The organism is Streptomyces griseicoloratus (assembly GCF_014534645.1).
GTDB classification, from domain to species: Bacteria; Actinomycetota; Actinomycetes; order Streptomycetales; family Streptomycetaceae; genus Streptomyces; species Streptomyces griseicoloratus.
On record NZ_JACVQF010000199.1, the window covers coordinates 226945 to 251297 of the forward strand.

Annotated in this window: 22 protein-coding genes; 9 read left to right on the top strand and 13 right to left on the bottom strand. The window is 73.0% G+C overall.

The features are described from left to right. Positions 1 to 143: 143 nt before the first annotated feature. Together H0H10_RS20130 and H0H10_RS20135 are read right to left on the bottom strand one after the other, a co-directional pair. Positions 144 to 905, bottom strand: a complete 762-nt coding sequence (locus H0H10_RS20130; RefSeq protein ID WP_188182399.1) for a GntR family transcriptional regulator — start codon at positions 903 to 905, stop codon at positions 144 to 146. 257 nt (positions 906 to 1162) lie between these two features. Continuing rightward, the gene (locus H0H10_RS20135; RefSeq protein ID WP_188182400.1) at positions 1163 to 2047 is read right to left on the bottom strand and encodes an RNA polymerase sigma-70 factor; all 885 of its coding nucleotides are present in this window, start codon (positions 2045 to 2047) and stop codon (positions 1163 to 1165) included. A gap of 233 nt (positions 2048 to 2280) precedes the next feature. On the opposite strand from H0H10_RS20135, the gene H0H10_RS20140 reads away from it, so the two are divergent. Beyond that, positions 2281 to 3159: an alpha/beta fold hydrolase gene (locus tag H0H10_RS20140; RefSeq protein WP_188182401.1), complete on the top strand. Its 879-nt coding sequence runs from the start codon at positions 2281 to 2283 to the stop codon at positions 3157 to 3159. On the opposite strand, the gene H0H10_RS20145 is transcribed toward H0H10_RS20140, so the two are convergent. Beyond that, the gene (locus H0H10_RS20145; protein ID WP_188182402.1) at positions 3111 to 3980 is read right to left on the bottom strand and encodes an esterase/lipase family protein; all 870 of its coding nucleotides are present in this window, start codon (positions 3978 to 3980) and stop codon (positions 3111 to 3113) included. The genes H0H10_RS20140 and H0H10_RS20145 overlap by 49 nt on opposite strands. A gap of 160 nt (positions 3981 to 4140) precedes the next feature. Next, positions 4141 to 4647, bottom strand: coding sequence for an SRPBCC family protein (locus H0H10_RS20150; protein ID WP_309141848.1), 507 nt, complete (start codon positions 4645 to 4647; stop codon positions 4141 to 4143). 368 nt (positions 4648 to 5015) lie between these two features. Here H0H10_RS20150 and H0H10_RS20155 point away from each other — a divergent pair, with 368 nt between their 5' ends. The 6 genes from H0H10_RS20155 (at position 5016) to H0H10_RS20180 (ending at position 11491) form a co-directional block, all read left to right on the top strand. Beyond that, positions 5016 to 5666, top strand: a complete 651-nt coding sequence (locus H0H10_RS20155) for an HD domain-containing protein (RefSeq protein ID WP_188182403.1) — start codon at positions 5016 to 5018, stop codon at positions 5664 to 5666. A gap of 43 nt (positions 5667 to 5709) precedes the next feature. Next, on the top strand, positions 5710 to 7509 hold the full coding sequence (locus H0H10_RS20160; RefSeq protein ID WP_188182404.1) for an NAD(P)/FAD-dependent oxidoreductase: 1800 nt from the start codon (positions 5710 to 5712) through the stop codon (positions 7507 to 7509). Positions 7510 to 7734: 225 nt separating this feature from the next. After that, complete coding sequence (locus H0H10_RS20165; protein ID WP_262506284.1) at positions 7735 to 8184, top strand: RNA polymerase sigma factor; 450 nt, start codon at positions 7735 to 7737, stop codon at positions 8182 to 8184. A 99-nt stretch (positions 8185 to 8283) separates the two neighbouring features. Further along, on the top strand, positions 8284 to 8883 hold the full coding sequence (locus tag H0H10_RS20170) for a hypothetical protein (protein WP_188182406.1): 600 nt from the start codon (positions 8284 to 8286) through the stop codon (positions 8881 to 8883). Between the two features lie 93 nt (positions 8884 to 8976). Continuing rightward, positions 8977 to 10572 (top strand): ABC1 kinase family protein, encoded by a 1596-nt coding sequence (locus H0H10_RS20175; RefSeq protein WP_188182407.1) that lies wholly within the window; start codon positions 8977 to 8979, stop codon positions 10570 to 10572. 46 nt (positions 10573 to 10618) lie between these two features. Continuing rightward, the gene (locus H0H10_RS20180; RefSeq protein WP_188182408.1) at positions 10619 to 11491 is read left to right on the top strand and encodes an SAM-dependent methyltransferase; all 873 of its coding nucleotides are present in this window, start codon (positions 10619 to 10621) and stop codon (positions 11489 to 11491) included. Between the two features lie 57 nt (positions 11492 to 11548). Here the strand turns inward: H0H10_RS20180 and H0H10_RS20185 are convergent, their stop codons facing one another. The 9 genes from H0H10_RS20185 to H0H10_RS20225 all read right to left on the bottom strand — a co-directional run bounded on the left by H0H10_RS20185 (position 11549) and on the right by H0H10_RS20225 (position 20337). After that, entirely contained in the window at positions 11549 to 12787 is a 1239-nt protein-coding gene (locus H0H10_RS20185) for a wax ester/triacylglycerol synthase domain-containing protein (RefSeq protein ID WP_188182409.1), read from the bottom strand. A 51-nt stretch (positions 12788 to 12838) separates the two neighbouring features. Further along, positions 12839 to 14161 (bottom strand): NAD(P)/FAD-dependent oxidoreductase, encoded by a 1323-nt coding sequence (locus tag H0H10_RS20190; protein WP_188182410.1) that lies wholly within the window; start codon positions 14159 to 14161, stop codon positions 12839 to 12841. After that, positions 14158 to 14742, bottom strand: a complete 585-nt coding sequence (locus tag H0H10_RS20195; RefSeq protein WP_188182411.1) for a flavin reductase family protein — start codon at positions 14740 to 14742, stop codon at positions 14158 to 14160. Before H0H10_RS20195 ends, H0H10_RS20190 begins: the two co-directional genes overlap by 4 nt. After that, positions 14714 to 15181 carry an SRPBCC family protein gene (locus tag H0H10_RS20200; RefSeq protein WP_188182412.1) on the bottom strand — a complete coding sequence of 156 codons (468 nt, stop codon included), beginning with the start codon at positions 15179 to 15181 and terminating at the stop codon, positions 14714 to 14716. The genes H0H10_RS20195 and H0H10_RS20200 overlap by 29 nt, the downstream gene beginning before the upstream one ends. A gap of 42 nt (positions 15182 to 15223) precedes the next feature. After that, positions 15224 to 16507: an aspartate aminotransferase family protein gene (locus H0H10_RS20205; RefSeq protein ID WP_373566856.1), complete on the bottom strand. Its 1284-nt coding sequence runs from the start codon at positions 16505 to 16507 to the stop codon at positions 15224 to 15226. After that, complete coding sequence (locus H0H10_RS20210) at positions 16504 to 17637, bottom strand: SDR family oxidoreductase (protein ID WP_188182413.1); 1134 nt, start codon at positions 17635 to 17637, stop codon at positions 16504 to 16506. The genes H0H10_RS20205 and H0H10_RS20210 overlap by 4 nt, the downstream gene beginning before the upstream one ends. A 63-nt stretch (positions 17638 to 17700) precedes the next feature. Continuing rightward, positions 17701 to 18834 carry an acyl-CoA dehydrogenase family protein gene (locus H0H10_RS20215; protein WP_188182414.1) on the bottom strand — a complete coding sequence of 378 codons (1134 nt, stop codon included), beginning with the start codon at positions 18832 to 18834 and terminating at the stop codon, positions 17701 to 17703. A 56-nt stretch (positions 18835 to 18890) separates the two neighbouring features. Then, the gene (locus H0H10_RS20220) at positions 18891 to 19853 is read right to left on the bottom strand and encodes a bifunctional lysylphosphatidylglycerol flippase/synthetase MprF (RefSeq protein ID WP_188182415.1); all 963 of its coding nucleotides are present in this window, start codon (positions 19851 to 19853) and stop codon (positions 18891 to 18893) included. Then, entirely contained in the window at positions 19837 to 20337 is a 501-nt protein-coding gene (locus H0H10_RS20225) for a hypothetical protein (protein WP_188182416.1), read from the bottom strand. The genes H0H10_RS20220 and H0H10_RS20225 overlap by 17 nt, the downstream gene beginning before the upstream one ends. 152 nt (positions 20338 to 20489) lie before the next feature. Here H0H10_RS20225 and pdxR point away from each other — a divergent pair, with 152 nt between their 5' ends. Next, positions 20490 to 21971, top strand: coding sequence for a MocR-like pyridoxine biosynthesis transcription factor PdxR (gene pdxR, locus H0H10_RS20230; protein WP_188182417.1), 1482 nt, complete (start codon positions 20490 to 20492; stop codon positions 21969 to 21971). A gap of 768 nt (positions 21972 to 22739) precedes the next feature. Further along, entirely contained in the window at positions 22740 to 24326 is a 1587-nt protein-coding gene (locus H0H10_RS20235) for an alkaline phosphatase D family protein (RefSeq protein WP_188182418.1), read from the top strand. Positions 24327 to 24353 lie beyond the last annotated feature (27 nt).

Sequence of the window (24353 nt, forward strand, 5' to 3'; positions counted from 1 at the left end):
GTCCGAACGGCTTCGCGCGGCCCGCGGGGCGGTCCGACCGGGGACGGTGCGGGGACCTCGCCGGCGCGACGGGGGTGTGCTCTCCCGCCCGGAGTTGCGCCGAGCCGTCCTCCGTACTCCGTCCTCCGAGCGGGCCGGGCCGGTCAGGATGCCTGGGTCTGCGGGCCGTGGTGGATCTCGACGTCCCCGGAGTCCCCGAACGTCAGCCGGCAGGTGTCGGCACGGTAGGTGGCGGTCGAGAGCGCGGCGGTGCGGCCCTCGGCGGTGTAGCGGGTGGTGACCACGAGGACGGGCGCCCCGGGAAGGCGGTCCAGTTCCCTGGCGTCGTCGGCGCGGGCCGAGCCCAGTTCCACGGCGCTGTCCTGGTGGTCCAGCTCCAGGCGCTGCAGCTCGCGCAGCACGGCACGCGCGCGTGCGGGCCCGGACGGCGCGTCGATGGCGGAGAGGTCGGGCACGGAGGTCTGCGGGATGTACAGCAGCTCCGCCGCGACGGGCTGGCCGTGCGTCACGCGGGAGCGGCGGACCGTGTGCACCGGCTCGTCCCGGCCGGTCCCAAGAGCCTCGGCGACCGGCGCGGGCGGGGCCGCCAGGGTGCAGTCGACCGGCTGCCAGGCGTCGCCGGCCGTGCCCGGCCAGGTGTGCCGCTGCGTGCCGACGGCCACGCCGACGCGCGGCGGGGCGACGGTCGTACCGACACCGCGGCGGCGCTGGAGCCTGCCTTCCAGTTCCAGTTGTTCCAGGGCCTGGCGGAGGGTGGCGCGGGCGACACCGAAGCGTGCGGCGAGGTCGCGCTCGTTGGGCAGGATCTCGCCCACCGAGAACTCCGAGTCCAGTGCCTCGCTGAGCACGGTCCTGAGATGCCAGTACTTCGGTTCCGGCACCGGTTCCAGCTGCGTGGTCCCCACCCTGTCCTCCGCAATCACCGTGGTCCGGCGGCGTTTTAGCGCCCTTGTTTATTAAAGGTTGTTGCAGTTCTCTGCGACCATAGGACGGCCCTCACCCTTGGTCAAGACCAATCCTCGATCGCCTGTGCGTGCCGTGGTGCCGTGCCACGAAGGGTTCACGGGGCGTTCGCACGGGGCCGTCCGCGGGACACGGAACGGCGAAGCCCCCGTCACGGACGGGGGCTTCGGTCGCGGGAAACGGGGGACGGGGGCGTGGCCTAGACGGCGGCCAGGGCCCGCAGCTTGTCGGGGTTGCGGACGATGTACACGGACTGGATCCGCCCGTCGGCGACGTCGAGCTGGAAGACGGAGTCGGGCTTGTCCCCGGACAGGGCCAGCAGGGCGGGGCCGCCGTTGACCTCCAGGAAGCGGTAGGAGAAGTCCGGGATGCCCTTCCGCGCGGCGCCGACCAGGAAGCGGGCCACCTTGTCGGCGCTCTCCAGGACGCGCAGCGGGGCCCTGGACTTGCCGCCGCTGTCGCCGACCAGCCGGACGTCCGGGGCGAGCAGCGACATCAGTCCTTCGAGGTCGCCGTCGGCCGCGGCGGCGAGGAACCGCTCGGTGAGGTCCCGGCGCTGGGCGGGGTCGACGTCGTAGCGGGGCCGCCGCTCGTCGACGTGCCTGCGGGCCCGCCCGGCGAGCTGGCGCACCGCGGACTCCGAGCGGTCGAGCATGGCGCCGATCTCGGCGTAGGGGTAGCCGAAGGCCTCCCGGAGCACGAAGACCGCCCGCTCCAGCGGCGACAGCGACTCCAGGACGACGAGGACGGCGAGGGAGACGGAGTCGGCGAGCACGGCCCGCTCGGCGGTGTCGGGGACGGTGTCCCCGAAGTCCGTGACGTACGGTTCGGGCAGCCAGGGGCCGACGTACGTCTCGCCCCGCGACTTGATCTGGCGCAGCCGGTCGATGGCGAGCCGGGTGGTGACGCGCACCAGGTAGCCGCGCGGCTCACGGACGTCGGCCCGGTCGGAGCCGGACCAGCGCAGCCACGCCTCCTGGACCACGTCCTCCGCGTCGGCCAGCCGGCCCAGCATGCGGTAGGCGACGCCCAGGAGGACGGGGCGGTGCTCTTCGAAGACATCGGTCGCGGTGTCGGTGGTCACCGCTCCATCCCAGCGGACGCGTCCGGCGCTGTCCAGGAGGAATCCCCCCGGCCGGGACGGGAGCGCAGTGCGGGGACGCCTGGGGGCTACCCGTCGGTAGCTTTTACTGACAGGCTGTCTACCGCAATCCGCCCGGCGCACGCCGGCGGCACACCGCCGCCGGCCGTCACCGGGAGCCCGGCACCGAAAGCCCGTCACCGCAGCCCGTCACCACGCGTCCGACAAGGAGCCCCATGTCCGCGACCGTCTCCTTCACGGCCCCGACCCCGCACGGCCCGCAGCGCGTCACCCTCGCCTACGCGCGCGTGGGCGCCGGCGAGCCACTGATCCTGCTGCACGGCATAGGCCACCACCGCCAGGCCTGGGACCCGGTGGTGGACATCCTCGCGACCGAGCGCGACGTGATCGCCGTGGACCTGCCCGGGTGCGGACGGTCACCGGCGCTGCCGGACGGACTGCCGTACGACCTGCCGACGGTGAACGCCGTGCTCGGCGCGTTCTGCGCGGCGCTGGAGCTGGACCGGCCGCATGTGGCGGGCAACTCGCTGGGCGGTCTGCTCGCCCTCGAACTCGGCCGGGAGAACCTCGTGCGGTCCGTCACCGCCCTGTCCCCGGCCGGCTTCTGGTCCGAGGCCGAGCGGCGCTACGCGTTCGGCGTGCTGAGGGGAATGCGGGCGACGGCCCAGCGCCTGCCGCTGTCCCTGGTCGAGCGGCTGTCCCGTTCGGCGGCCGGCCGCACGGTGCTGACCAGCACGATCTACGCCCGGCCGGGACGGCGCTCCCCGGAGGCCGTGGTCGCCGAGACGCTGGCGCTCGCGCACGCCGAGGGCTTCTTCGAGACCCTGCGGGCCGGACGGAGCGTCCGGTTCACCGACGACGTCCCCGGCCTGCCCGTCACCGTGGCCTGGGGCAGCCGGGACCGGCTGCTCGTGCCCCGGCAGGGCATACGGGCCAAGCACGCCATACCGCGGGCCCGGCTGGTGCGGCTGCCCGGCTGCGGTCACGTCCCGATGAACGACGACCCGGCGCTGGTGGCCCGCGTCGTCCTCGACGGCAGCAGGGCTCAGCCGGCCAGCGCCTTGAGGACCTCGTTCAGTACGGTCACGTTGTAGGGCATGCTCACATGCGGGGTGCGGTCGTCCGGGTCGATGTCCTGCAGGACGATGTTGTTGACGTAGCGGCCCTCCGCCGGGGCCAGGGCGCAGGAGGTGTACGGGGTGACCACGTCGTCGTACCGGGTGGCGATGACGGTGTGCCGGACGCCCTCCGTGGTCTCGCCCAGGTCGGCCAGTTCGCGCTGGAAGGGGTGGTCGTGCTGGAGTTGCGGCCAGGCCGGGACGACCGTCCCGACGGCGCCCTGCTCCAGCAGTTCGACCGCGCCCGGGATCTGACGGGCGAGGTTCAGCAGGCCCTGGGCCGTGACTCCGTGGTTGCTGGGCGCGATGCCGACGAAGTTGTGCACCTTCGGGCCGCCGCCCAGCGCGTTGAGGTAGTAGCGCGGCATCATGCCGCCCTGCGAGAAGCCGACGAGGTCCACCTGCTCGGCGCCGGTGCGCCGCAGCACCTCGTCGACGAAGTCGGCGAGCTGCTGGGCGGAGCGCTTGATGTCGCCGAGGCCGAAGATCACCGGATTGCCGTGCCGGCCGTAGTCCAGGCGGAAGACCCGGTGGCCGTGCTGCCGCAGCAGCGGAGTGGCCGAGGTCCAGGTGTAGCCGCGGTTGCCGAAGGTGCCGTGCACGAGCACCACCGGGCGCGGGTGCTCCTCGGACAGTGCCAGGTCCCAGTCGTCCTCTCCCGCCTCCACGTCGACGGTGGCGATGATCTGCGCCGCGCCGGCCTGGGCCAGCGCGTTCAGGCGGTGCGGCGCCTCGGTGACGTCCGTGATGACGTCGTCGCTGTTGAGGCCGGGAATGCGGGGGTTCAGGAAGCTCACGACCCTCTCCCTTCCGTGGGGAATACCGCTGGGTTCACGCGGACTTCTCAGTCTCACGTCCACTGAATGCCGCAACGATCCCTCGACCGGGGGAAAGAATTCATCCCATCGGGTAAGTAGGGTCTTCCCATTCGATAAATACGCCGCAGGCGCGGCGGGTTCAGCCGGCCAGCCGCGGCGCCAGCCGGGCGGTCGCGGTGCGCAGCAGGCGTACGTACCAGCTCCACTTGACGGGGACGGCCACCTCGCCGGTCAGCGCCTGCTCGGCGCAGTCCAGGCTGTGCCGGAACGCCGCGTCGTGCAGCGGCCGGAAGAACAGCACCCAGGCCAGCCAGCGCACACCCCGGGGACGGAGCACCAGCGTGTTGCGCAGGACGGTCCGCCCGTCGCCGAGGCTCTCGACGCTGAACTCGTGGAATCCCTCGAAGCCCCGGGGCCCGGTGAACCGGAACCGCACCCACCGGCCCGGCACGTAATGGCTCACCACATACCGCACGGGCCCGTGGCCGCCGGCCACGCCTACGGCGAGGGGGCCTTCGAAGCGTACCGGTGGCCAGTCGGAGGGCCACAGACGGTCGTCCTCCCCGCCCAGGGAATCGATGAGGGCGCCGACCGCTTCCGGTGGCGCGGGGAGGGGGCGCTGGTGAACATTGAGCACGGCGATCACGTGTCGCACATTTACCACAGTCGATCCGCACGGAACGTCTCCGAAAAAGGATGGGTGATTGCACGCCCGCGTGCGAATTCCTGTCGCGCGCCGCCATTTCCACTCCAATGCGCCTGCAGAGGAAGGCTGTTGGCGGATGTCCGGTTTCCGCCGTCGGATTCTGCAGAACAGAGCTCGCGCCCGGGGACACCCAACTCCTCGTCACTGATGGCCCGATGGGACGACCGGATTCGCGTTCGACGTCGTGGGGGCGCAGATCGGCCAAGGTCGGGGCGATGCATGAGCAGTCGGAGGGGGAAGGGGAGTCCAAGCGTAAAGACAGGTGAGAGAGACACAGCCAATACGGCGCAGGGACAAGGGGGTTGGACATGGCCGCAGGGACCGGGGTGCCCGATTCCGGTCGTGGTGGGGCGAGTTGGCATCCGCTGCCACCGGAGGCGTGGCCCGAGGCGTGGCGGCCGCTGCTCGGCAGGCCGGCCCTGGCCGAGCTGCTCGGCCATCCCCTGGCGGGCGCCGCCCTCACGGAGATGTGCCGGCTTCTGCCACCCCGGGTCGCGCTGCACTCCTTGCGGACGTTCCTGCTGGCCGACACCTGTGCGCGGACCCTCGGGACCGCCTACGACCGGGTCGGCCTGCTCGCCGCCGCGGCGTTCCACGACACGGGCCTGGTCGGGCGCACGCCGCTCGGGCCCGGCGGGTTCCCCCGTCGTTCGGCGGAACTGCTCGACCGGTTCCTCGCGGGGCACCAGGTCGGCGCCGGGCGGCGCAGAACCCTGACCCGTGCGGTGCGGGAGCACATGCGCCCGTTCCCCGCGCGCGACGCCGGGCCCGAGGCACGGCTGCTGCACTTCGGTGCCTGGCTGGACGTCACCGGGCGCGGTGGGCGTCAGATCCCGGGTGAGCGGCGCCTGCTGAACGGACTGGCGCCCACCCCCTGGTTCGCCGTCTCCTTCTCCGCCCGGGTGGCGGCCTGCGGGCTGCGCCGGGTGCTGCCGGACTCCTCGGCCACCTCCCGGTGACCGCCCGGCGACTCGCTCATCCCGTCGCGAAAGGACCGTAGACATGCAAGAGGACCAGCGTGTTTTCGATGTCGCCATCGTCGGTGGCGGCATCGGCGGGACGATGCTGGGGGCCATCCTCGCGCGCCACGGGGTGCGCGTGCTGCTGCTGGAGGGCAGCGGCCACCCCCGGTTCGCCATCGGAGAATCCACCGTCCCCGAGACCACCTTCGGCCTGAGGGTGCTGGCCCGCCGCTACGACGTTCCGGAGATCGAGCACCTGGCGACCAACGGGGCACTGCGCCGGCACGTGTCGTCGAACTGCGGGGTCAAGCGGAACTTCAGTTTCGTCTACCACCGCGAGGGCGAGCCGACCCGGCCCGACGAGTGCACCCAGTACCCCACCTGGGGTCCGCCGCTCGGCCCGGACTCGCACTACTTCCGGCAGGACGTGGACGCCTACATGTTCCACGTCGCCGTGTCCTACGGCGTCACCGCGTACAACCACACCATGGTCGACGACGTGAAGTTCGAGGAGGACGGCGCCACGCTCGTGACCCGGGACAGGGGCAACTTCCGGGCGTCGTACGTGGTCGACGCCGGCGGGATGCGGGCCGTCCTGCCCGAACGGCTGGGGCTGCGCCAGGAGCCGCCCTACCGCACGCAGTCGCGCACGATCTTCACGCACATGGTGGACGTGCTGCCCTTCGACACCGTGGCGCCGCCCCGCGAACAGCACGGCATGCCCAGCCCGTTCAGCCAGGGGACCCTGCACCACATGTTCCGGGGCGGGTGGTTCTGGGTCATCCCCTTCGACAACCACACGACGAGCACGAGCGAGCTGTGCAGCGTCGGCGTCAACCTCGATCTGGACCTCCACCCCCGCCCGGAGGGCGTGTCGGCGGAGGAGGAGTTCTGGCGGCACGTGCGCCGGTTCCCCAGCGTGGCACGGCAGTTCGAGCGGGCGCGGTCGGTACGGCCGTACGTGTCGACCGACCGGACCCAGTTCTCCTCGCAGACGGTGGTCGGCGACCGGTGGTGCCTGCTGCCGCACGCCAGCGACTTCATCGACCCGCTCTTCTCCAGCGGACTCGCGGTCACCGTGATGGCGCTGAACGCGCTGGGTCACCGGCTGATCGAGGCGGTGCGGCAGAACGACTTCGACACGGCCCGGTTCGCGTACCTGGAGCACTGGATCAAGCGCATGTTCCGGTTCTACGACGACCTGGTGTCCTGCAGCTACATCTCGTTCGACGACTTCGAGCTGTGGAACGCGTGGAACCGGGTGTGGACCATCACCACGCTGTACGGGACGAACGCGCAGAACCAGGCCGCCGTGACGTTCGAGAAGACCCACGACCCCACCTGCTTCGACGCGCTGGAGCTGCCGCCGTACCGGGGGCTGCAGGGCGTGGACAACCCTTGGGTGGAACGGCTGTTCAACCAGTCGCGGGACGCGGTGCTGGCCTACCGGGCCGGTGAACTGACGCAGGACCGGACCGTCGCCCGCATCTACGAGCTGTTGCGCGAGAGCGAGCTGGCCCCGGCGGTGTGGGGGACGCTCGACCCACAGGACCGCTGCCCCGCCGGGGTGTTCACCCTCTGGCCGCTGATGAAGATCCTGCTGTGGGGCAAGTTCCGCTCACCGCGGCACGTGCGGGGCACCTACTTCACCGGCGGTGCGCGCATGGTGGGCCGGGAGGCGGTCCAGGCGTACACCACCGAGCTGCGCGCCGGCGTCACCCAGGTCAACCAGACCGTACGGGACATGTGGGTCAACTGGAACCGGGACTGGTCCCGCCGCCCCGCTCCCCGTACGCCGGTGCCCGGACCGCGCCCCGGCGACGGCCGCAGCCGGAAATGACCGCGAAAAAACATTCCTGCCGACGCAGCGGAAGCACACATTCCGGTTTGCCGCTCCAGGGCCTCGGGTAGGAAAACCACATGGCCGACAAATAGAAAGTCGGCCTCGGTTCTCCTTGCTCATACGAGAGACAACGGGCTGCAATCCACAATGGTGCGACATTCCACCTGCCAATCGCCCGCTGAATGCTCCTGGGAAGACATCTTCCAGCATCAGGACCGCCTCATGCGGTTGGTTCGACGAAGACTGCCGAGTTTTCAGGACGCCGAGGACTGCGTTCAGGAAACCATGGCCCGCGCAGCCGCCCACGCCGCGTTGGACAGGAATCGACTCGGTTCCTTTCTCACGTCTGTGGCGCTCCGCCTCTGCATCGACTTCTACCGCGACATGGAGCGTCGTAGCAGGCTGCTCCACCGCGCGGCGCTCATGGACGCCCCCGGCACCACCGAGGAGGACGTCTGTGACGAGGATTTCGGCAGATGGCTGCTGGGTCAGGTACAACACCTGCGAGGGCGGGAGCAGGAGGTCATACTCGCCCGCGCCAAGGGTATTTCCACTGCGGAATTCGCCCGCATGCACAACATCTCCGTAAAAGCGGCCGAAGCCGCCTTCACCAGAGGCCGCGCACGCCTGAAGACAGTATGCGCGAAAGCCCTTGAAGGCTGTGCACGGTAGACATCCGCAGCAACTCTCCGCGTCACCTCAGGGCCTTCACCGACGCGGCTCAGGTACCGCCTGTCCTCCAACGCACAGAAACGGAAAGGAACCCTTTTCATGGCCAGCAACAAGAATATCCAGGACATCTTCAAGGACCTGGTCGGCAACATGGCCGACAGCGGGAAGGAGGCCTTCGACGACCTTCTCAACCGGCCGGACAAGCCGGGATCGTCCGGCTCCGGAAACCCCGTCGAGGCGCTGGCCGCACTGCCGGCGAACGCCCTCGGGGCCCTCGCCGGCGCCGTCAACCCGGCGACCGCGCTCGCGGGCGCGGCAAACCCGCTGGCCGCGCTCACCGGCGCGGCGGGAGCGGCCAACCCGCTCGCGGCCGTCGCCGGTGCCGCCAACCCGCTGGCCGCGCTCACCGGCGCGGCGGGAGCCGCCAACCCGCTCGCCGCGCTGGGTGGTGCGGCCAACCCGCTCGCCGCGGTCGGCGGTGCGGCGGGCGCGCTCGGCGGACTGGGCCAGCTGGCCGGCGGGCTCGGACAGGCCGCGGGCGGGGCCGGCGACCTGCTCTCGCTGCCCACTCAGCTCGCCCAGCTCCTCCAGATGCTGCCGAAGCTCATGGAGGCGCTGCAGGGCCTGCAGAACCTGGCCGATCTGCCGGCCCAGCTCGCCCAGCAGGCCCAGGGCGCCGTGAAGTCGTCCTCGGCCTGAGCAGCCCCGCCACCGTCCCGCCCGGCCGGCTCCGGCGAGCACGCCGACCGTCGCATCCGCACCCGGAACCCGTTCTGAGGAGGGTCACACACGATGGCGTCTGTCGTCGGCGACCGGCTGCGTCTCGTGGTCAAGGTCCTGGGAAGCCTCGTCGTCGACGAGGTCGGTCAGGCGACGCGACTGCGCAGACGGGCGAAACAGGACGGATGGCCCCCGACGGAGGCTGGCGACGCCTCCGCCGGGGCTCCGGCCGAGCCCGGCGGTCCCCCAACCGGGGCCGCCGGGGCCGAACAGCGGCGTGCCAGGGCGGTGCGGCAGGCACTGGAGAGCCTCGGCCCGTTCTACGTGAAGCTCGGGCAGATCCTGTCCACCCGGCCGGACATGGTGCCGCAGTCGATCCGGGACGAGCTGCAGAACCTGCACGACCAGGTCGACATCCAGCCGTTCTCGGTGTTCGAGCCCGTACTGGCCCGCGACCTCGGGCCGGACTGGAAGCTGCGCTTCGACGACATCGACACCGTCGCCCCGCTCGGGGCGGCGTCCCTCGCGCAGGTCTACCGGGTGACCCTGCCCGGCGGGCGTCCGGCCGTGGTGAAGATCCAGCGGCCCGGCATCCGCGAGGGCGTGCTCGCCGACATGGCCCTGATGCGCCGGGCGTCCCGGATCGTGGCCCGGGTCGCGCCCCGCTTCAACGAGGTCATCGACATCGAGGCGATGCTCGGCTCCGTCTTCGACGCGATGGAGCCGGAGCTGGACTTCACCGGCGAGGCCCACAACATGGACGAGGCCCGCGAACACATCCGGCCCTTCCGCTCCCTGGAGGTGCCCCGGGTCCTGCACGCCAGTCCGCGCGTCCTCGTCCAGTCGCTGGCCGCGGGGACGTCGGTGCGGCACATCGACCGGGCCCACTTCACCGACGCCGAGCGCATCGAGATCGGCAAGGACCTGCTGCGCTTCATGTACCACGGCTACTTCGTGCACCGCTTCTTCCACGCCGACCCGCACGCCGGCAACGTCTTCGCCGCTCCCGGGGCCCCGGCCACGGTGATCGACTGGGGCATGGTCGGACGCCTGGACCGGCGTACCAGCCTGCAGCTCCTGCCGCTGTTCATGACGCTGGCGCAGAACGACGGGGCGGGGCTCGCGCAGCACTGGGCGGAGATGGGACGGATGACGCCGTGGTCCAACATGCCCGCGTTCACCGCCGACATGGCCGCATTCGTGCCCAAGGTCTCCCATCTGTCCCTGGAGGACCTGAACTTCGGTGTCTCGCTCACCACCGTGCTGGCCAAGGCGACCAAGCGCGGTATCGGCTCGCCGCCGGCCGTGTCGCTGCTCGGCAAGTCGTTCGCCAACCTCGACGGCTCGGTGCGCTGCCTGGCTCCCGAGATCACCCTGCCGGAGGTGTTCCAGGGCGAGGTGCCGAAGATCCTGTTCGCGCTGGGCCGTGAGTTCCTCGGCCGCAACCAGTTCGCCCGCAACACCATGGAAGTCATGCTCGCGGCCGTCACCAGCCCCGAGCAGGTCCGCGGAGTCCTCGCCGACATCGCCAACCGCCAGTTCGCGCTGAACATCCACGAGCCCCGCACCCCGGCGGCGATGGGCGGCCAGCGAGCCACCCGCCCCTCCGGCGGCCTGCTGGCCCTGGGGGCGCTGGCCGTGCTGCTCGGCCGCCGCCGCTCCCGCTGACCGGTACGCGCGCAACGCCCGCTCACCATCGACACGGAGGTTCCCCATGCCGGACACCGCACGGCCCCACACTCCGCCGCCCGCCCCGCTGCCGGACGGCCTGTCGCAGGTCGCGCTGTGGACGGCGGCCGCGCACGCCGCCGAACACGGCCGCCCGGCACCGTACGTCAGTGATCCCTGGGCCGCCGACTTCCTGCACGCGGCCGGTGCCCCCGGCGGCCCTCCGGGGGACGGCCCGCTCCAGCGGCTGCTGCCCGACTGGGCCGTGGTGCGCACCCGCTTCTACGACGAGCACCTCCTGACCGCGGCCCGCTCCGGCTGCCGCCAGGTGGTGCTGCTCGGCGCCGGTCTCGACACGCGCGCCTTCCGGCTCGACTGGCCCACCGGGGTGCACGTCTTCGAGGTCGAGGATCCCGCCCTGCTGTCCTTCAAGGACCACGTGCTGGACTGGGCCCCGCCCTCCTGCGGGCGCCGCACGGCCGTCGGCGCCGATCCGAGGGGGTCCTGGGGCGAGGACCTGCTCGCCGCGGGGCTCGATCCCCGCCGGCCCACCGCGTGGCTGTGCGAGACGCTGCTCTACCACCTCCAGCCGGCCCAGGTGGAGTCCATCGTCTCGACGATGACCGGGCTCTCCGCGCCGGGCAGCACCTTCGGTGCCGAGTGCGTGAACGCCCAGGCCGCCTCGTCGTCGTTCGTGGCGCCCTTCCTCGACGCCCTGTCCACCACCGGGATCGCCTGGCACTGGCAGCTCGCCGACCCCGAACGCTGGTGGTCGGAGTGCGGCTGGGAGGCGCGGGCGGCCGACCTGTTCACGCTGCCGTACGTGGTCCAGCGTCTGGCTCCCTACCTGCCGCTGCTGGGCGAGGCCGCCGCGAAGTGCGTGTTCCTGACGACCGGGGCGCTGCGCGAACCGAAGTGACGCGCACGGCACGTGGCCCCGGGCCGTCCCGCCCGGGGCCACCGCCTGCTGCCGACGCTAGGGGCGTTCCAGTTCCAGCAGCGCCGCGAGCCACAGATCCGGCAGTTCGTCGGCCGTCGCCAGGGCCTCGTCGTGGATGACGGCGAAGCAGGCGGTGTCGTGCTGACTCGTCAGCGTCGTCAGGCAGCGGATCCCGCCGCCGAGCCCGGAGTAGACGACGGCACGGCGGGCGGCGCTGCCCTGGTGGACGAGGGCGCTGCCGAAGTCGACACTGCTCACGGGCCCGGCGACGGACCTGCCGTTCACCAACCGGGTTCCGATCCGCGCACCGGCCGAGCGCGGCCCGGCCGTGAGCATCAGGCGCAGGGCCTCGCGCCGGCGGCTCGTGCGCAGGGTGTGCGTGCGGGCCACGACCCCGGCCAGCGCCTGCCGGGGTGAGGGGGCGTCGCAGGGCAGGAGGAGACGGGCGACCACGAGCCGGTTGCCGGGGGCGCACTCCTCGCCGCGGCGGCGCACCGACATGGGGATCGCCACCGGCAGCGGCGGATGGACGGAACCGGTCGCCTTGCGGTGCCAGGTGCCGACGGCGTGGGCGTACGCGGCGAGGAACACGTCGTTCACCGTGGCGCCCCGCGCACGGCCGAGGGCCCGCAGCCGGGCCACCGGGACGACCGCCTGGCACATCGTCGTCCGTCCGCTGACGGGGAGGTCGAAGGCGGGCTTGACGGTCCGCCGGAAGGAGGCGGCGACATCGCCGAGGGCACCGGCGACTCCGCCGGGAGCGGGCCGGGCGGGGCGGTGCGGCGGCGGTCCGCCCGCGGGATCGTCGTCGAGGAGGGCCCGCGCGGTGTGGGCGGCGCCCACACCGTCCTGAAGGGTGTGGTCGGTGCGGTAGCACAGGGTGTGTCCGCCGGTGGGGCCGTGCACCAGCCACACGTCCCAGGGCGGCCGGCCGTCGCCTCCCATGGGCCGCGACAGCATCAGGCGCCCGGCGCCCGAGCCGTCGTCGTCCCCGGGCAGCCACGCCTCGTGCACATGCTGCTCCAGGTCGATCCGGTCGACGCGCTGGAACATCCTGCGCTCCCGCACGATCCGGTAGCGCAACGCCGGGATGCGGTGGACGCGTTCGGCGACCCGGGCGCGCAGCGAGTCCAGGGTGGGGGCTCCGCCCGCGAAGGAGAACAGGAAGCCGGCGGGCAGCGGTCTGCCGGCCATCGCGAGGTGGTAGGCGACGTCCGCGGTGCCCATGGGCAGGGACGCCGGCAGACCGCCGTCGGAACCTAGGTGGAGTGGCATCGGGAACCTCTCTGTCGGTGCAAGGACATGGCTACCGCCCCCGGGCGGGTGTCAGCAGGCGCGCCGCGCCGCCCGCCCGCGCGCATCGACGTACGCGCGCAGCAGGGGGCGTGCGGGTCCGCGCACGGGCAGCCGCGGTGCGCCGGACCGGTGCCATGGCAGGGGGTCCCCGGGGCCGGGCTCGCCGAGCAGGGCCCCGGCGACATACGCACCGTGGGCCGCGGAGAGGGCCAGGCCGTGTCCGCAGCAGCCGCCGATGTACCAGACGTCGGGGAAGCCCCGGACCGGCCCGACCACCGGCAGGTCGTCGCCGGTCATGCCGATGCGGCCGGACCAGCGGTGGGTGACCCGCACCCGGGCGAGTCCGGGGTGCAGGGACCGCAGCCAGCGCTCCAGCCGGCCCCAGGCACGCTCACGGACGGCCTGGAGCCGGGGCGGGCCGAGGCCGGCCGGCACCGTGGCGGTTCCGCCGCCGGCCACCACTCCCCCGTCCGGGAGCAGCCGGAAGTACGGCGCCATCGGCACCGCGTCGACGACGGCCGGTCCGGCGCGCCCGCCCAGTGCCTCGTACACCGTGTCGCCGAGCGGTGCGGTGGCGAGGGCGTACACCTCCAGCGGGAGGACGGTGCCGACGGGCAGGCCCAGTGCCTGGGCGGCGGAGTTGACGGCCAGCACGGCCTGACCGGCGTAGAGGCGGCCGTGCGGGAAGACCAGCTCCGGTCCGACGAGGTCGCCGGGGCGTACCGCCAGCAGCGGGCTCTCGCCGTAGAACCGGACGCCCTTGGTGGCGCAGGCGCGGGCGAGGGCGCCGGTCAGGGCGGCGGGGTCGAGGGTCGCGGCGGGGCGGTGGAGGAGGGCCGCCTTGTAGGGCACGCCGACGCGGTCGTGGACGCCGTTGCCGGTCAGGACGGGGACGTCCAGGCCGAGTCGGCGGTAGGCACGGGCCTGGCGGGCGAGTGCCACCAGGCCGGCGGGCGAGCGCGTTGCCATGATCTGCTCCCCGGGCCGCAGCCCGCAGGGCACGCCGAGCCGTCCGCACAGGTCGAGGACGTCCTCGACGGCCCGCACGCTGGCCAGGTGCATCCGGCGGGCGGTCTGCGGACCGAAGCGGCGCACCGCCCGGTCGACCGGCGGCCCGGCCCGGGGGCCCAGCAGGCCGGTGCCGCGGCCGCTGGCGCCGGCGGCCGGGCGCTGGGCGTCGACCACGGCGATGTCGAGCCCCGGGGCGCGTTCGGCGAGGTGGTACGCACAGGCCAGCCCGGCCAGTCCGGCCCCGACGACGGCCACGTCCGCGGTGACCACGCCGTGCAGCTGGGGCTGCGGCGGCAGTTCCGCCGGGTCCCAGTACGGCGTTCCGGCCGGTGGCCCGGTCATCCCGCGGCGTCCGGCACCGGCCCGGTCAGGGCCCCGAACCGGCGGTCGTGCCACAGCAGGGGACGTCCGCCGCCCACGTGCACGGCGGCGACCCGGCCGACCACGAGGTGGTGGTCGCCGTAGCGGCGCACGTCCTCCGTCAGGCACACGGACCATGCGAGGGATCCGTCGAGCACCGGCACGCCGAGCACGTGCCGGGTGCCGGTGCCGGCGAACCGCTCGACGGCGGTGGTCGTCGGGGACGCGAACCGGGTGGCCAGGTCCTGCTGGTCCTCGCGCAGCAGATGGACGGCGAAGGCGCGGTGGGCACGGACGGCGGCGAGGGTGCGCGAGCCGTCGCGCAGACAGGCCAGCAGCAGCGGCGGGCGGGCCGACAGCGAGGTGACCGCGGAGACGGTCATGCCGAGGGGGCCGTCCTCGCCCCGGGCCGTCACGACGGTCACCCCGGCGGCCAGCTTGGCGTACAGGCCCAGGCAGCGGGCGGCGCCCGGACCCGGTTCCTCGCGCAGCGGATCGGTGGCGGGCGGGTGTTCCGCCGGGGCGGCCGCCCGGTCAGCCACGAGCCGCAGCCGCGCACTCATCGATCACCTCCGCGTCGACCAGGCCCTTCAGGATGCGGGCGATGTTGGTGCGCACGGTGGACTCGGCCACCGGGTCCAGGATCTCCGCCAGGCTCGGGATGCCCAGGTCGAAGGAGGCGGTGAAGACGATGAGCGTGCCGCCGTCCCGCGCCTCGCAGCGCCAGCCCCCCTCGAAGGTCTGGAAGTCGCCGCTGAGCTGTTCGAACGTGAGGGTGTGGGTCTGAGGCGAGTACGTGTCGCGTTCCCGCCAGCGCATCAGACCGCCCCGGAACTCCACGGTCCAGTCCGAGACCGTGGAGCCGTCGGGCTGCGGCGGCTCGACGCGGACCTCGCGGAACGTGTCGCTGTACTCGGGGTAGCGGCCGAAGTCGCTGATGCGTCGGTAGACCTCGGCGGGTGCCAGTCCGGCGGCGAGTGCGTGCAGAGCCACGTGGCGCATGGGTTGTTCGGTTCCTTCCCGGTCTGTCTCCGGACGGGTGGGTCACCCGGCCATACGGGCGGCCGTGCTGCGCAGGGCCTCGGCGAGGGTGGTGAGGAACAGGTCGAGCGCGGTGTCCTCGACCACGGCCGGCGGGGTCAGCCGCAGCACTCGGGTGGAGTTGAGGGAGTGGTTGACGAGCACTCCGCGGGCGATCATCTCCAGCAGGAGTTCACCGACCGCCTGGTCCTCGGTGAACTCGATGCCGATCAGCAGGCCCCGGCCGCGCACCTCGCGGACCAGGCCGCCCTCGTAGGGCGCGCAGGCCGCGCGCACGCCGGTGAGGATGCGCTCGCCGAGCGCGGCGGCCCGGGCCACCGTGTCCTCCCGCTCCATCACGCCGACGGTGGCCAGGGCGGCCGCGCAGGCGATCGGGGAGGCGCCGAAGGTGGAGGTGTGCAGGTAGGGGTCGCGGCCGAAGGGGGCGTACGCCTCCGCGGTCGCGGTCATCGCGGCGATCGGGACGACGCCGCCGCTGAGTCCCTTGCCGGTCAGCAGGATGTCCGGGCGCACTCCCTCGGCGTCGACTCCCCACCAGGTGCCCAGGCGGCCCATGCCGGTCTGGATCTCGTCGACGACCAGCAGGGCTCCGTACGCCCGGCACAGATCCGCGACCCGGCCGAGGTAGCCGGGGCGCGGGATGCGGACCCCGCCCTCCCCCTGTACGGGCTCGACGACGACGCAGGCCCGGTCGCGGCGGGCGGCCAGCGCCTGTTCGAGGTCGGCCGGGTCGTCGTACTCGACCTGGGTGACGTCGGGGAGCAGCGGCTGGAACGGCGTCTGGTAGGTGGCGTTGGCCGTGACGCTGAGCGCGCCGAGCGTCTTGCCGTGGAAGCCCTTGCGCGTGGTGATCACCGAGGTGCGTCCGTGGGCGCGGGCCAGCTTCAGGGCGGCTTCGGTCGCCTCGGCCCCGGAGTTGACGAAGTGGACGTAGTCGAGGCCCGGCGGGGTGTGTGCGGCCAGGGCCTCGGCGGCGCGGGCGGCGACGGGTTCGAGGAAGACGCGGCTGGCCAGCGGGTGGGTGTCGATCTGGCGGTGCACCGCCTCGACGACGTCCGGGTGGCGGTGGCCCAGGATGAAGACGCCGTAGCCGCCGAAGTCCAGGAAGCGGCGGCCGTCGTCGGCGTGGATCCAGGCGCCCTCGGAGCGCACTTCGGCCATGCCGCCCATGACGCGGCCCATGACGGCCCGGCCGGTGCCGATGTGCCTGCGGTAGCGGCCGACGACGTCGGACTCGGTGCCGGTGTCCCGCACGGTGGTCGCGGGCGTGGGAGGGGAGACCGTCACGACGCCACCTCCGCCGGGGCGGCCGTCGTGGCGCGGTGCCGGCTGAGCAGGCCGGAGTTGTCCTCGGCCCACTTCTCCGCGTTGCGTACGAGGGCGGAGCGGATGTCGGCGTGCGTCAGGCGTGTGCCGCAGTCGGGGTCGCCGAGGGAGGTGTCGAAGGGCAGCTCCCGCTGGAACACCAGAAGCAGCTCCGCGTAGTGCTGGAGCCGTCGGCGGAGCGCGCCGGGCAGTGAGGTGCCCTCCAGCATGGGCAGCAGCAGCCGGTGCACCGCCTCCACCGGGATGAGCCGGGGCCGCTCTGGTCGGGGCAGGCCGTGGCGTACGGCGACGTCGGCGCAGACGTCGGCGAACTCCCGCAGTTCGACGGCCTCCTTGCCCGCGGTCAGCCAGTACTCGCCGCTGCCCACACCGCCCCTGATCAGGTCGCCGACGGCCTGGGAGACGTAGTCCTGCGGAACCATGTCGATACGGGCCTCGGGGGCGCCCGGCAGCACCGGCACCTGGCCGAGGACCATCGAGCCGATCGTCTTGGTCAGTCCCTGCTCTCCGGCGATGCGCCCGTTGACGGAGTCCCCCATCACCACCGAGGGGCGCACGATGGCACCGGGCAGGCCCGCGTCGCGCAACAACTGCTCGGCCCGGATCTTGGAGTTGAGATAGGCGGCGGCGCCGGGGAACCGTTCCCTGTCCTCGTCGGTCGGCCTGTTGGCGACGAACGCGGTGCTCACCAGGTACAGCGGGGCATCGGCGCGGGCGGCCAGGTCCAGCACGGTCTCCGTGCCGAGGGTGTTGGTCCGCAGGATCTCCTCGGGCGGGGTGCGCCAGTTGGTCTGGGCGGCGGAGTGCAGGACGACGTCGACGCGCAGGGCGAGTTCGTACCACTCCCGGCGGCTCAGTCCGAGGCGGGGGGCGAGGAGGTCGCCCTCGATCTCGCTCACCCGGGGGTCGTCCAGGGGCCTGGCGCGGCGCAGGCACAGCAGGTCGAAGTCGGGCGCCAGTTCGTCGATGAGGGCCTGTCCGAGCACTCCGGAGCCGCCGGTGAGGAACAGGGTGGGACGGTCCGGGCGGTCCTCGCGCGGGGCGGTCAGGGGTGTGGGCAGGACGGTGGGACGTGGGACGTTTCGCGGCATGGTCGGATCTCCCCAGCTGGTCTCGGCTGCCGTGAACGGTGGGGGGTCGGGCTTCCGGTCGCGTCAGGCGACGGCGAGCGGCCGGTCCGCCAGGTAGGCGGAGAACGGGCCGGTCATCCGGGAGCGGGACGGCGGGTGCAGGGACAGTCCGTTGGCGCAGGCGGCCAGGTGGCCCACCTCGTCGGACGTCATGAAGTTGAGTCCGCCGAGCAGTTCGACCGAGCGCGGGACGACGCGGGCGATGGCGTCCTGGACGCCGTAGCGCACGAACAGCGCCTGGGCGAGCGCGGACTCCCCGAGGTCGCCGGCGTCGACCCGGCGGGCGACGCCCTCGGCGGTGGCCATCGCGGCCTCGGTCTCCAGGAACAGGCGCACCCGGTCGTGCTCGGGGATCCGGTCGTTGAGCAGCACCCGTTCCACCAGGGCGCTGGCCGCGCCGAGGTAGCTGCCCGTCATCAGCATCTGGAACCAGATCAGCCCGGCGGTCTGCAGTTCGTCGAGCCGTTCGCCCGAGGTCGTCGCGGTGCGCAGGACGAGCTCCGGCGGGACGAGGACGTCGGTGAGCGTGACCTGCTCGCTCTCGGCGCCGGCCAGGAAGGCGCTGGACCAGAAGCCGCTGACGCTCAGCCCGTCGCTCTCGGCGGGTACGAGGGCGACGGCCAGTTCCTCGCCCTGTCCGTCCTCGCGCGGGATCGTGACGCTGGCGGTGAGCACGTCCATGGACCGGGCCAGGCTGCACGGCCGCTTGACGCCGTTGATCCGGATGCCGTCCTCGGTCACCGTGGCGGTCATCGACGGGTCCAGGATGCCGGCGCCGCTGCGGCCCTCGGCGAACCCCGAGGCGATGATGCGGTTGGTCGACGCCACGCCTTCGATCAGCATCCACTCCAGGCCGTCGCCGAGACCGCCGAGGCCGACCAGGGTGGCCATGGAGAAGTGGTGCATGGTGGTGGCCACGGCGAGGGACGGCGAGCGGCTGCCGATGGCGCGCTGCACGCGCAGGGCGTCGAGCGCCGTGGCCCCCCGGCCCTGGTGGATCTCGGGGACGAGCAGCCCCGGTCCGCCGCTGTCCCGGAAGAGCCGGATCCCCGGACTGCCCGGCCGCTCCAGTTCCATCATCGGCATCTCGCGCAGCGCGGGATCCAGGTCCGGCAGCAGCTTGGCGAGGGTGGCGCGTTCACGCTCGAGGAATCTCATGGGGGTGCGGTCCTCCTGGGGTGGGACGGGTGACGGGGCGGCCGTACGGCGGTGGCTCAGACGGCGTTGGTGGCGCGCAGCAGCTGCCAGACGGCACCGAGGCGGGGCCTGCCGCGGAAGGCGATGTACTCGGGGAGGACCGCGTGCGGGGCCCACTTCTCCTTGTACTCGAGCTGCGAGGCCGCCGGATAGATCGCGCTGCCGCGTTCGGCGAGCACTCGGGCGAACCGGGTGAACAGGCGGCTGGAGTCCGGGAGTTCGAGCTGCGGGTCGAGTCCGGTGAACGGGGTGAACCCGAAGTGCAGCCAGCCGGCGCCCTCCTCGGTCAGGCGGTCCATGACGGTGGCGTTGAGCGCCTCCATCACGCCGGGAGGGGCGTCGGGCCGGCGCCGGCTGAGGTCGTGCAGCCAGCCGGGGCGGCTGCCGTAGACCGGCGAGTAGTTGATGTAGCCGACCGCCTCGCCGTCGATCCGGCCGACGAACAGGCGGCGGTGCGCCTGGAGGGGGCCGGTGCGCTGGCCGACGAGGAACCGCAGCTCCTTGACGTGCCGGCCCTTGTCCCGCAGCCAGCGCTGGTCGATCCGGTCCAGCTCGGCGCAGTCGTCGTCGGCGAGGACCTCGGTGACCTCCAGTCCGGCGCGCCGGGCGCGCGAGATCTTGTTCCGCAGCCGGACGAACCGGGAACCGCGCAGGGTGAAGCGGCCGAGGTCGACGGCGTACGACGCCCCGATCTGGTTGACGGTGAAGCCGTGCGCCGCGTACAGCTCGGCGTCGGACCGCTGCAACTGCACCGCGACCAGGCGCCGTCCGGCGTGGGCGGTGAACGCCTCCAGCAGACGCCCGCGGTGTTCCGGTGCCGTGAAGGGGCCGCCGAATTGGAGGACGTAACGTCCCGAGGCACGATAGGCGCACGCGCCCTCGTACCGGTCGTCGTGGAAGTATTCGTTACCGCTGTTGAGGGCGAGAAAGGAACTGGGGTTGTCGCTGTGCGCGGCGAGCGTGTCAAGCACGGACGGCATCGGTGTCCTCCACAGAAGTCCGCGACGCGTCGGTACCGGATCCGTGCGAGCGGTAGCGCTGCTCGAAGGCCCGGAATGCCGGATTCGGCTCCGGTTCGAATGCGACACCGAAGGGTTTGAGGGAATTCCCGAAGAGGGCCCGGTCGCCCATGAGGTGGACGGGAAGCGCGAGCAGCGCCCACTCCGGCCGGACGAACAACGCCCACGCACCGGCCAGGACACCGGCCGTGACCAGGCTGTGCATCGTGTTGTAGGCCACGTAGTAGCGGCGCGGGATCCGGCCGTCGGGGCTGCGCCGGAAGGCGATCGCGCCGGGGATGTAGCCGATGACGTCGATCACCGCGAACAGCAGCACGAACACGCCCCAGCGGATTTCCGTCCAGTGCTGGAATACGAGCACGAGCGAAACGGCCAGAAAGCCCAGCCATTCGAGTCGGGAGAGAGCGAAGGTGGTCTTCGTCTCGAATCGGTTCTTGGCGTCCACGGGCGCTCCAGGATTGCGCGTACGATTCCGGGGCCCGACATCAGCCTGCCCCCTCGCTGTGGTCTGTCACTTCTGTTTACGCGCGAGTGGGAGCAACCCCTCGTAAAGTGGAGGCGGTTGGGCCGGAACGATCCTCGGGGGGTAGCCGTTTCATGACGTCAGCACCGACCGGCGCGGACGGAGCCGGGGGCTCCGGCGACCGGACCGCCGCCTGGGAGCTGCTGCTGCCCGCCGCCTCGGCACCGGCACGCGCGCGTGGCCGCGCGCTTCAGGCGGCCCTGCGCGACGCGGTCCGCTCGGGCCGCCTCACGCCGGGCACCCGGCTGCCGTCGAGCCGGGACCTGTCCGCCGACCTCGGCGTGTCGCGCGGACTGGTGACGGAGGCGTACGAGCAGCTGACGGCCGAGGGCTATCTGCGCAGCGGCCGCGGGGCCGGGACATGGGTGGGCGACGCGGTGCGGGCCGCCCGCCCGCGCGTGCGTGATCTCGCCCCGCGCTCCCCGGGCACCCACGCCGACTTCGTGCCGGGGACGCCGGATCTGGCGCTGTTCCCGCGTGCCGCCTGGGCGGCCGCCCAGCGCGAGGTGCTGGCGGAGCTGCCGCACGACGGCCTCGGCTATCCGGATCCGCGCGGGCTGCCGCGGCTGCGGACCGCGCTGGCCGAACTGCTCGCCCGCCGCCGGGGAGTGGTGGCGGACCCCGAGCGGATCGTGGTGGTCTCCGGGGTGGCGCAGGCGATGACGCTGCTCGGTTTCGTGCTGCACGCGCGCGGGATGCGCACCGTCGGCGTCGAGGAGCCCGGCAGCCCCCAGCACTCGGCGCTGTACGCCTCGGCGGGCGTCGAGGCCGTTCCGCTGCCCCTGGACGACGAGGGACTCGCCGTCGGCCCGCTGCGGGACTCGGGCGTACGGGCCGTCGTGACGACGCCGGCCCACCAGTTCCCGACGGGCATCGCCTACTCCGCACGGCGGCGCACCGAGCTGCTGGACTGGGCGCGGTCCGTGGACGGACTGGTCCTGGAGGACGACTACGACGGCGACTTCCGCTACGACCGTGCCCCGGTCGGCGCGCTCCAGGGGCTCGACCCGGAGCACGTCGCCTACACGGGGTCGGTCAGCAAGTCACTCGCGCCAGGGCTGCGGCTGGGCTGGCTGCTCGTACCGGAGTCGCTGGCGGACGAGGTCGTCGAGCGCAAGCGGACCATCGACCTCGGGCATCCGTCCCTGGACCAGGCGCTGTTCGCGCGGTTCGTGGAGCGCGGCGACTACGACCGTCAGCTGCGCCGCTGCCAGCGCGCGTACCGCGAGCGCCGTGACGCGCTGGTGGCCGCGCTGGCGGAGCACTTTCCCGGTTCGCGGGTCTCGGGGATCGCCGCGGGGCTCCACGTCATCGCCGCGCTGCCGCAGTGCCACGGTCCCGAGGAGCGCTTCCTCGCGCGCGTGGCCGCGGCCGGGGTCGCGGTGCGTCCTCTGAGCGAGTACGGGCACGGGAGCGGGGTCGGGGACCGGGATGGGGACGGGGATGGTGGTGGTGAGGCGGGCAAGGAGGTGCGCCTGGTGCTGGGGTACGCGCATCTGACACCGGCGCGGATCCGGGCGGGGGTGCGGCTGATGGCGGAGGCCGCCGACGGGTGAACACGGGCGGGCGGGGCCTTTGCGGGGCAGGGTGCGGGTTGGTTGTGCGTCGGGGTGGGGGGTGGGTCGCGGTCGGGCGGGGCGTCGGCCGGGTCGCGGGCCGGGGCGTCGGCATGGGCGCGGGCCGGCGTGCCGGCTGGGTCGCGGTTCGGGGCGTCGGCCGGGTCCGGGCCGGGGCGCGGGCCGGGGCGCCGGCCGGGGCGCGGTCAGGGCGGCGGCTGGGGCGCGGGCTGGTCATGCGCTGACGCGCACACGGGAGTGCGACTTCCGGAAGCCGCGCCAGGCCCACTGCCGGATGCCGCGTGGGACGACCGCCCGGCATCCGTGGAACCCGCGAGGAGGGCCGCCCGCCATCCGCGGTGAAGCGACCGCCCGGCACCCGCAGCAGCGGCGCGCCCCGGCGCATGCGGCAGCAGCGGCCCTCCGGCACCCGCACCAGGACAACCACCGTGCACGCCCGAGCACACGACTGCCGGCGCGGGCCCGGAGCCCTGGCCCGTCACCAGCCTGCGCCACCGTGCGTACCACCCTGCGCGCCGGCGCCGGCGCCGTTTCCGGGAGTTGCCCACCCAGGGCATCGCGCAGTTGCCCACCCAGGGCATCGCGCAGTGGCCCACCCGGGGCTCGGGCAGTGGCTCGCCCGGGGCATCGGGCCGTTGCTCACCTGCGGTTCGGGCTGTTGTTCACCCGGGGTTTGCGTGGGCGCCGCGCCGCACCAGTAGGTCTGGCACTGCACACTGGCCGGATCCCGTCCCTGGAGGCGCCTCCATGTCACACCGTCCGCTCCCCGGTCGCCGCAGCGTGCTGCGCGGAACCCTCGCCGCGTCGGCGGCCCTGTCCCTGCCCACCGCGCTCGGGGCGGCACCCGCGTTCGCCCGCTCCGGGCGGCCGACGGCGGGCTGGGGCGTGCAGACGGGAGACGTGACCTCCCACTCCGGGCTGGTGTGGGTGCGGTCCGACCGGCCGGCCCGGATGATCGTCGAGACGTCGGCGACCGAGTCGTTCCGCAACCCGCGCAGATGGCAGGGTCCGCTGCTCGGCCCGGACACGGACTTCACCGGCACCACCCGGCTGCGCGGCCTGCCGCCGGGCGAGCAGATCCACTACCGCGTGCTCCTCGCGGACCCGGACGACCCCCGCCGCACCGGCGAGCCCGTCACCGGCACCTTCCGCACGGTGCCGGTCCGCCGGCGTGACGGAGTGCGCTTCGTGTGGTCCGGCGACCTCGCGGGCCAGGGCTGGGGCATCAACCCCGACCTCGGCGGCTACCGCATCTACGACGCGATGGGCGCGCTCGACCCGGACTTCTTCCTGTGCAGCGGTGACACCGTCTACGCCGACGGCCCGATCTCCGCGACCCAGGCCCTGCCCGACGGCAGTACCTGGCGGAACATCACCACGGAGGAGAAGTCCAAGGTCGCCGAGACCCTGGCCGAGTTCCGCGGCAACTTCCGGTACAACCTGCTCGACGACAACCTCCGGCGGTTCAACGCCCAGGTCCCCTCGATCGTCCAGTGGGACGACCACGAGGTGCGCAACAACTGGTACCCCGGCCAGACCATCGCGGACACGGACGCCCGGTACACCGAGAAGAGCGTGGACGTGCTGACGGCCCGCGCCCGGCGCGCGTTCGCCGAGTACTTCCCGATCTCCACGCTGCGGCCGGGGGCGCGGGAGGGCCGTGTCCACCGGGTGCTGCGGCAGGGCCCGCTGCTGGACGTGTTCGTCCTGGACATGCGGACGTACCGCAACGCCAACTCCTCCGACGACCAGACCGTGGACCCCCAGGGCATCCTCGGCCGCGAGCAGCTGGAGTGGCTCAAGCGGGAGCTGTCGCGCTCGCGCGCCGTGTGGAAGGTCATCGCCGCCGACATGCCGATCGGCCTGGTCGTGCCGGACACGAACGAGGGAAGGCCGAACTTCGAGGCGGTGGCCCAGGGCGACCCGGGCGCCCCGCTGGGGCGTGAGCTGCAGATCGCCGAGCTGCTGCGGTTCGTCAAGCACCGGCGGATCACCGGCACCGTGTGGCTGACCGCCGACGTGCACCACACCTCGGCCCAGCACTACCAGCCGGCGCGGGCCGCGTTCACCGACTTCGAGCCGTTCTGGGAGTTCGTCTCCGGGCCGCTCAACGCCGGCGCGTTCCCGGCCAGTGCGCTGGACGGCACGTTCGGTCCGGAGCGGGTGTTCGTGAAGGCTCCGACCGCCTCCAACGTCTCGCCCGCGGGCGGCTACCAGTTCTTCGGCGAGGTCGAGATCGACGGCGACAGCGCGGAGATGACGGTGCGGCTGCGCGAGCAGGACGGCACGGTGCTGTTCACCAAGGTGCTCCAGCCGGGCCGGGTCGGCCAGTAGGTCCCGTACCCTGTCAGGTGTGCCGCG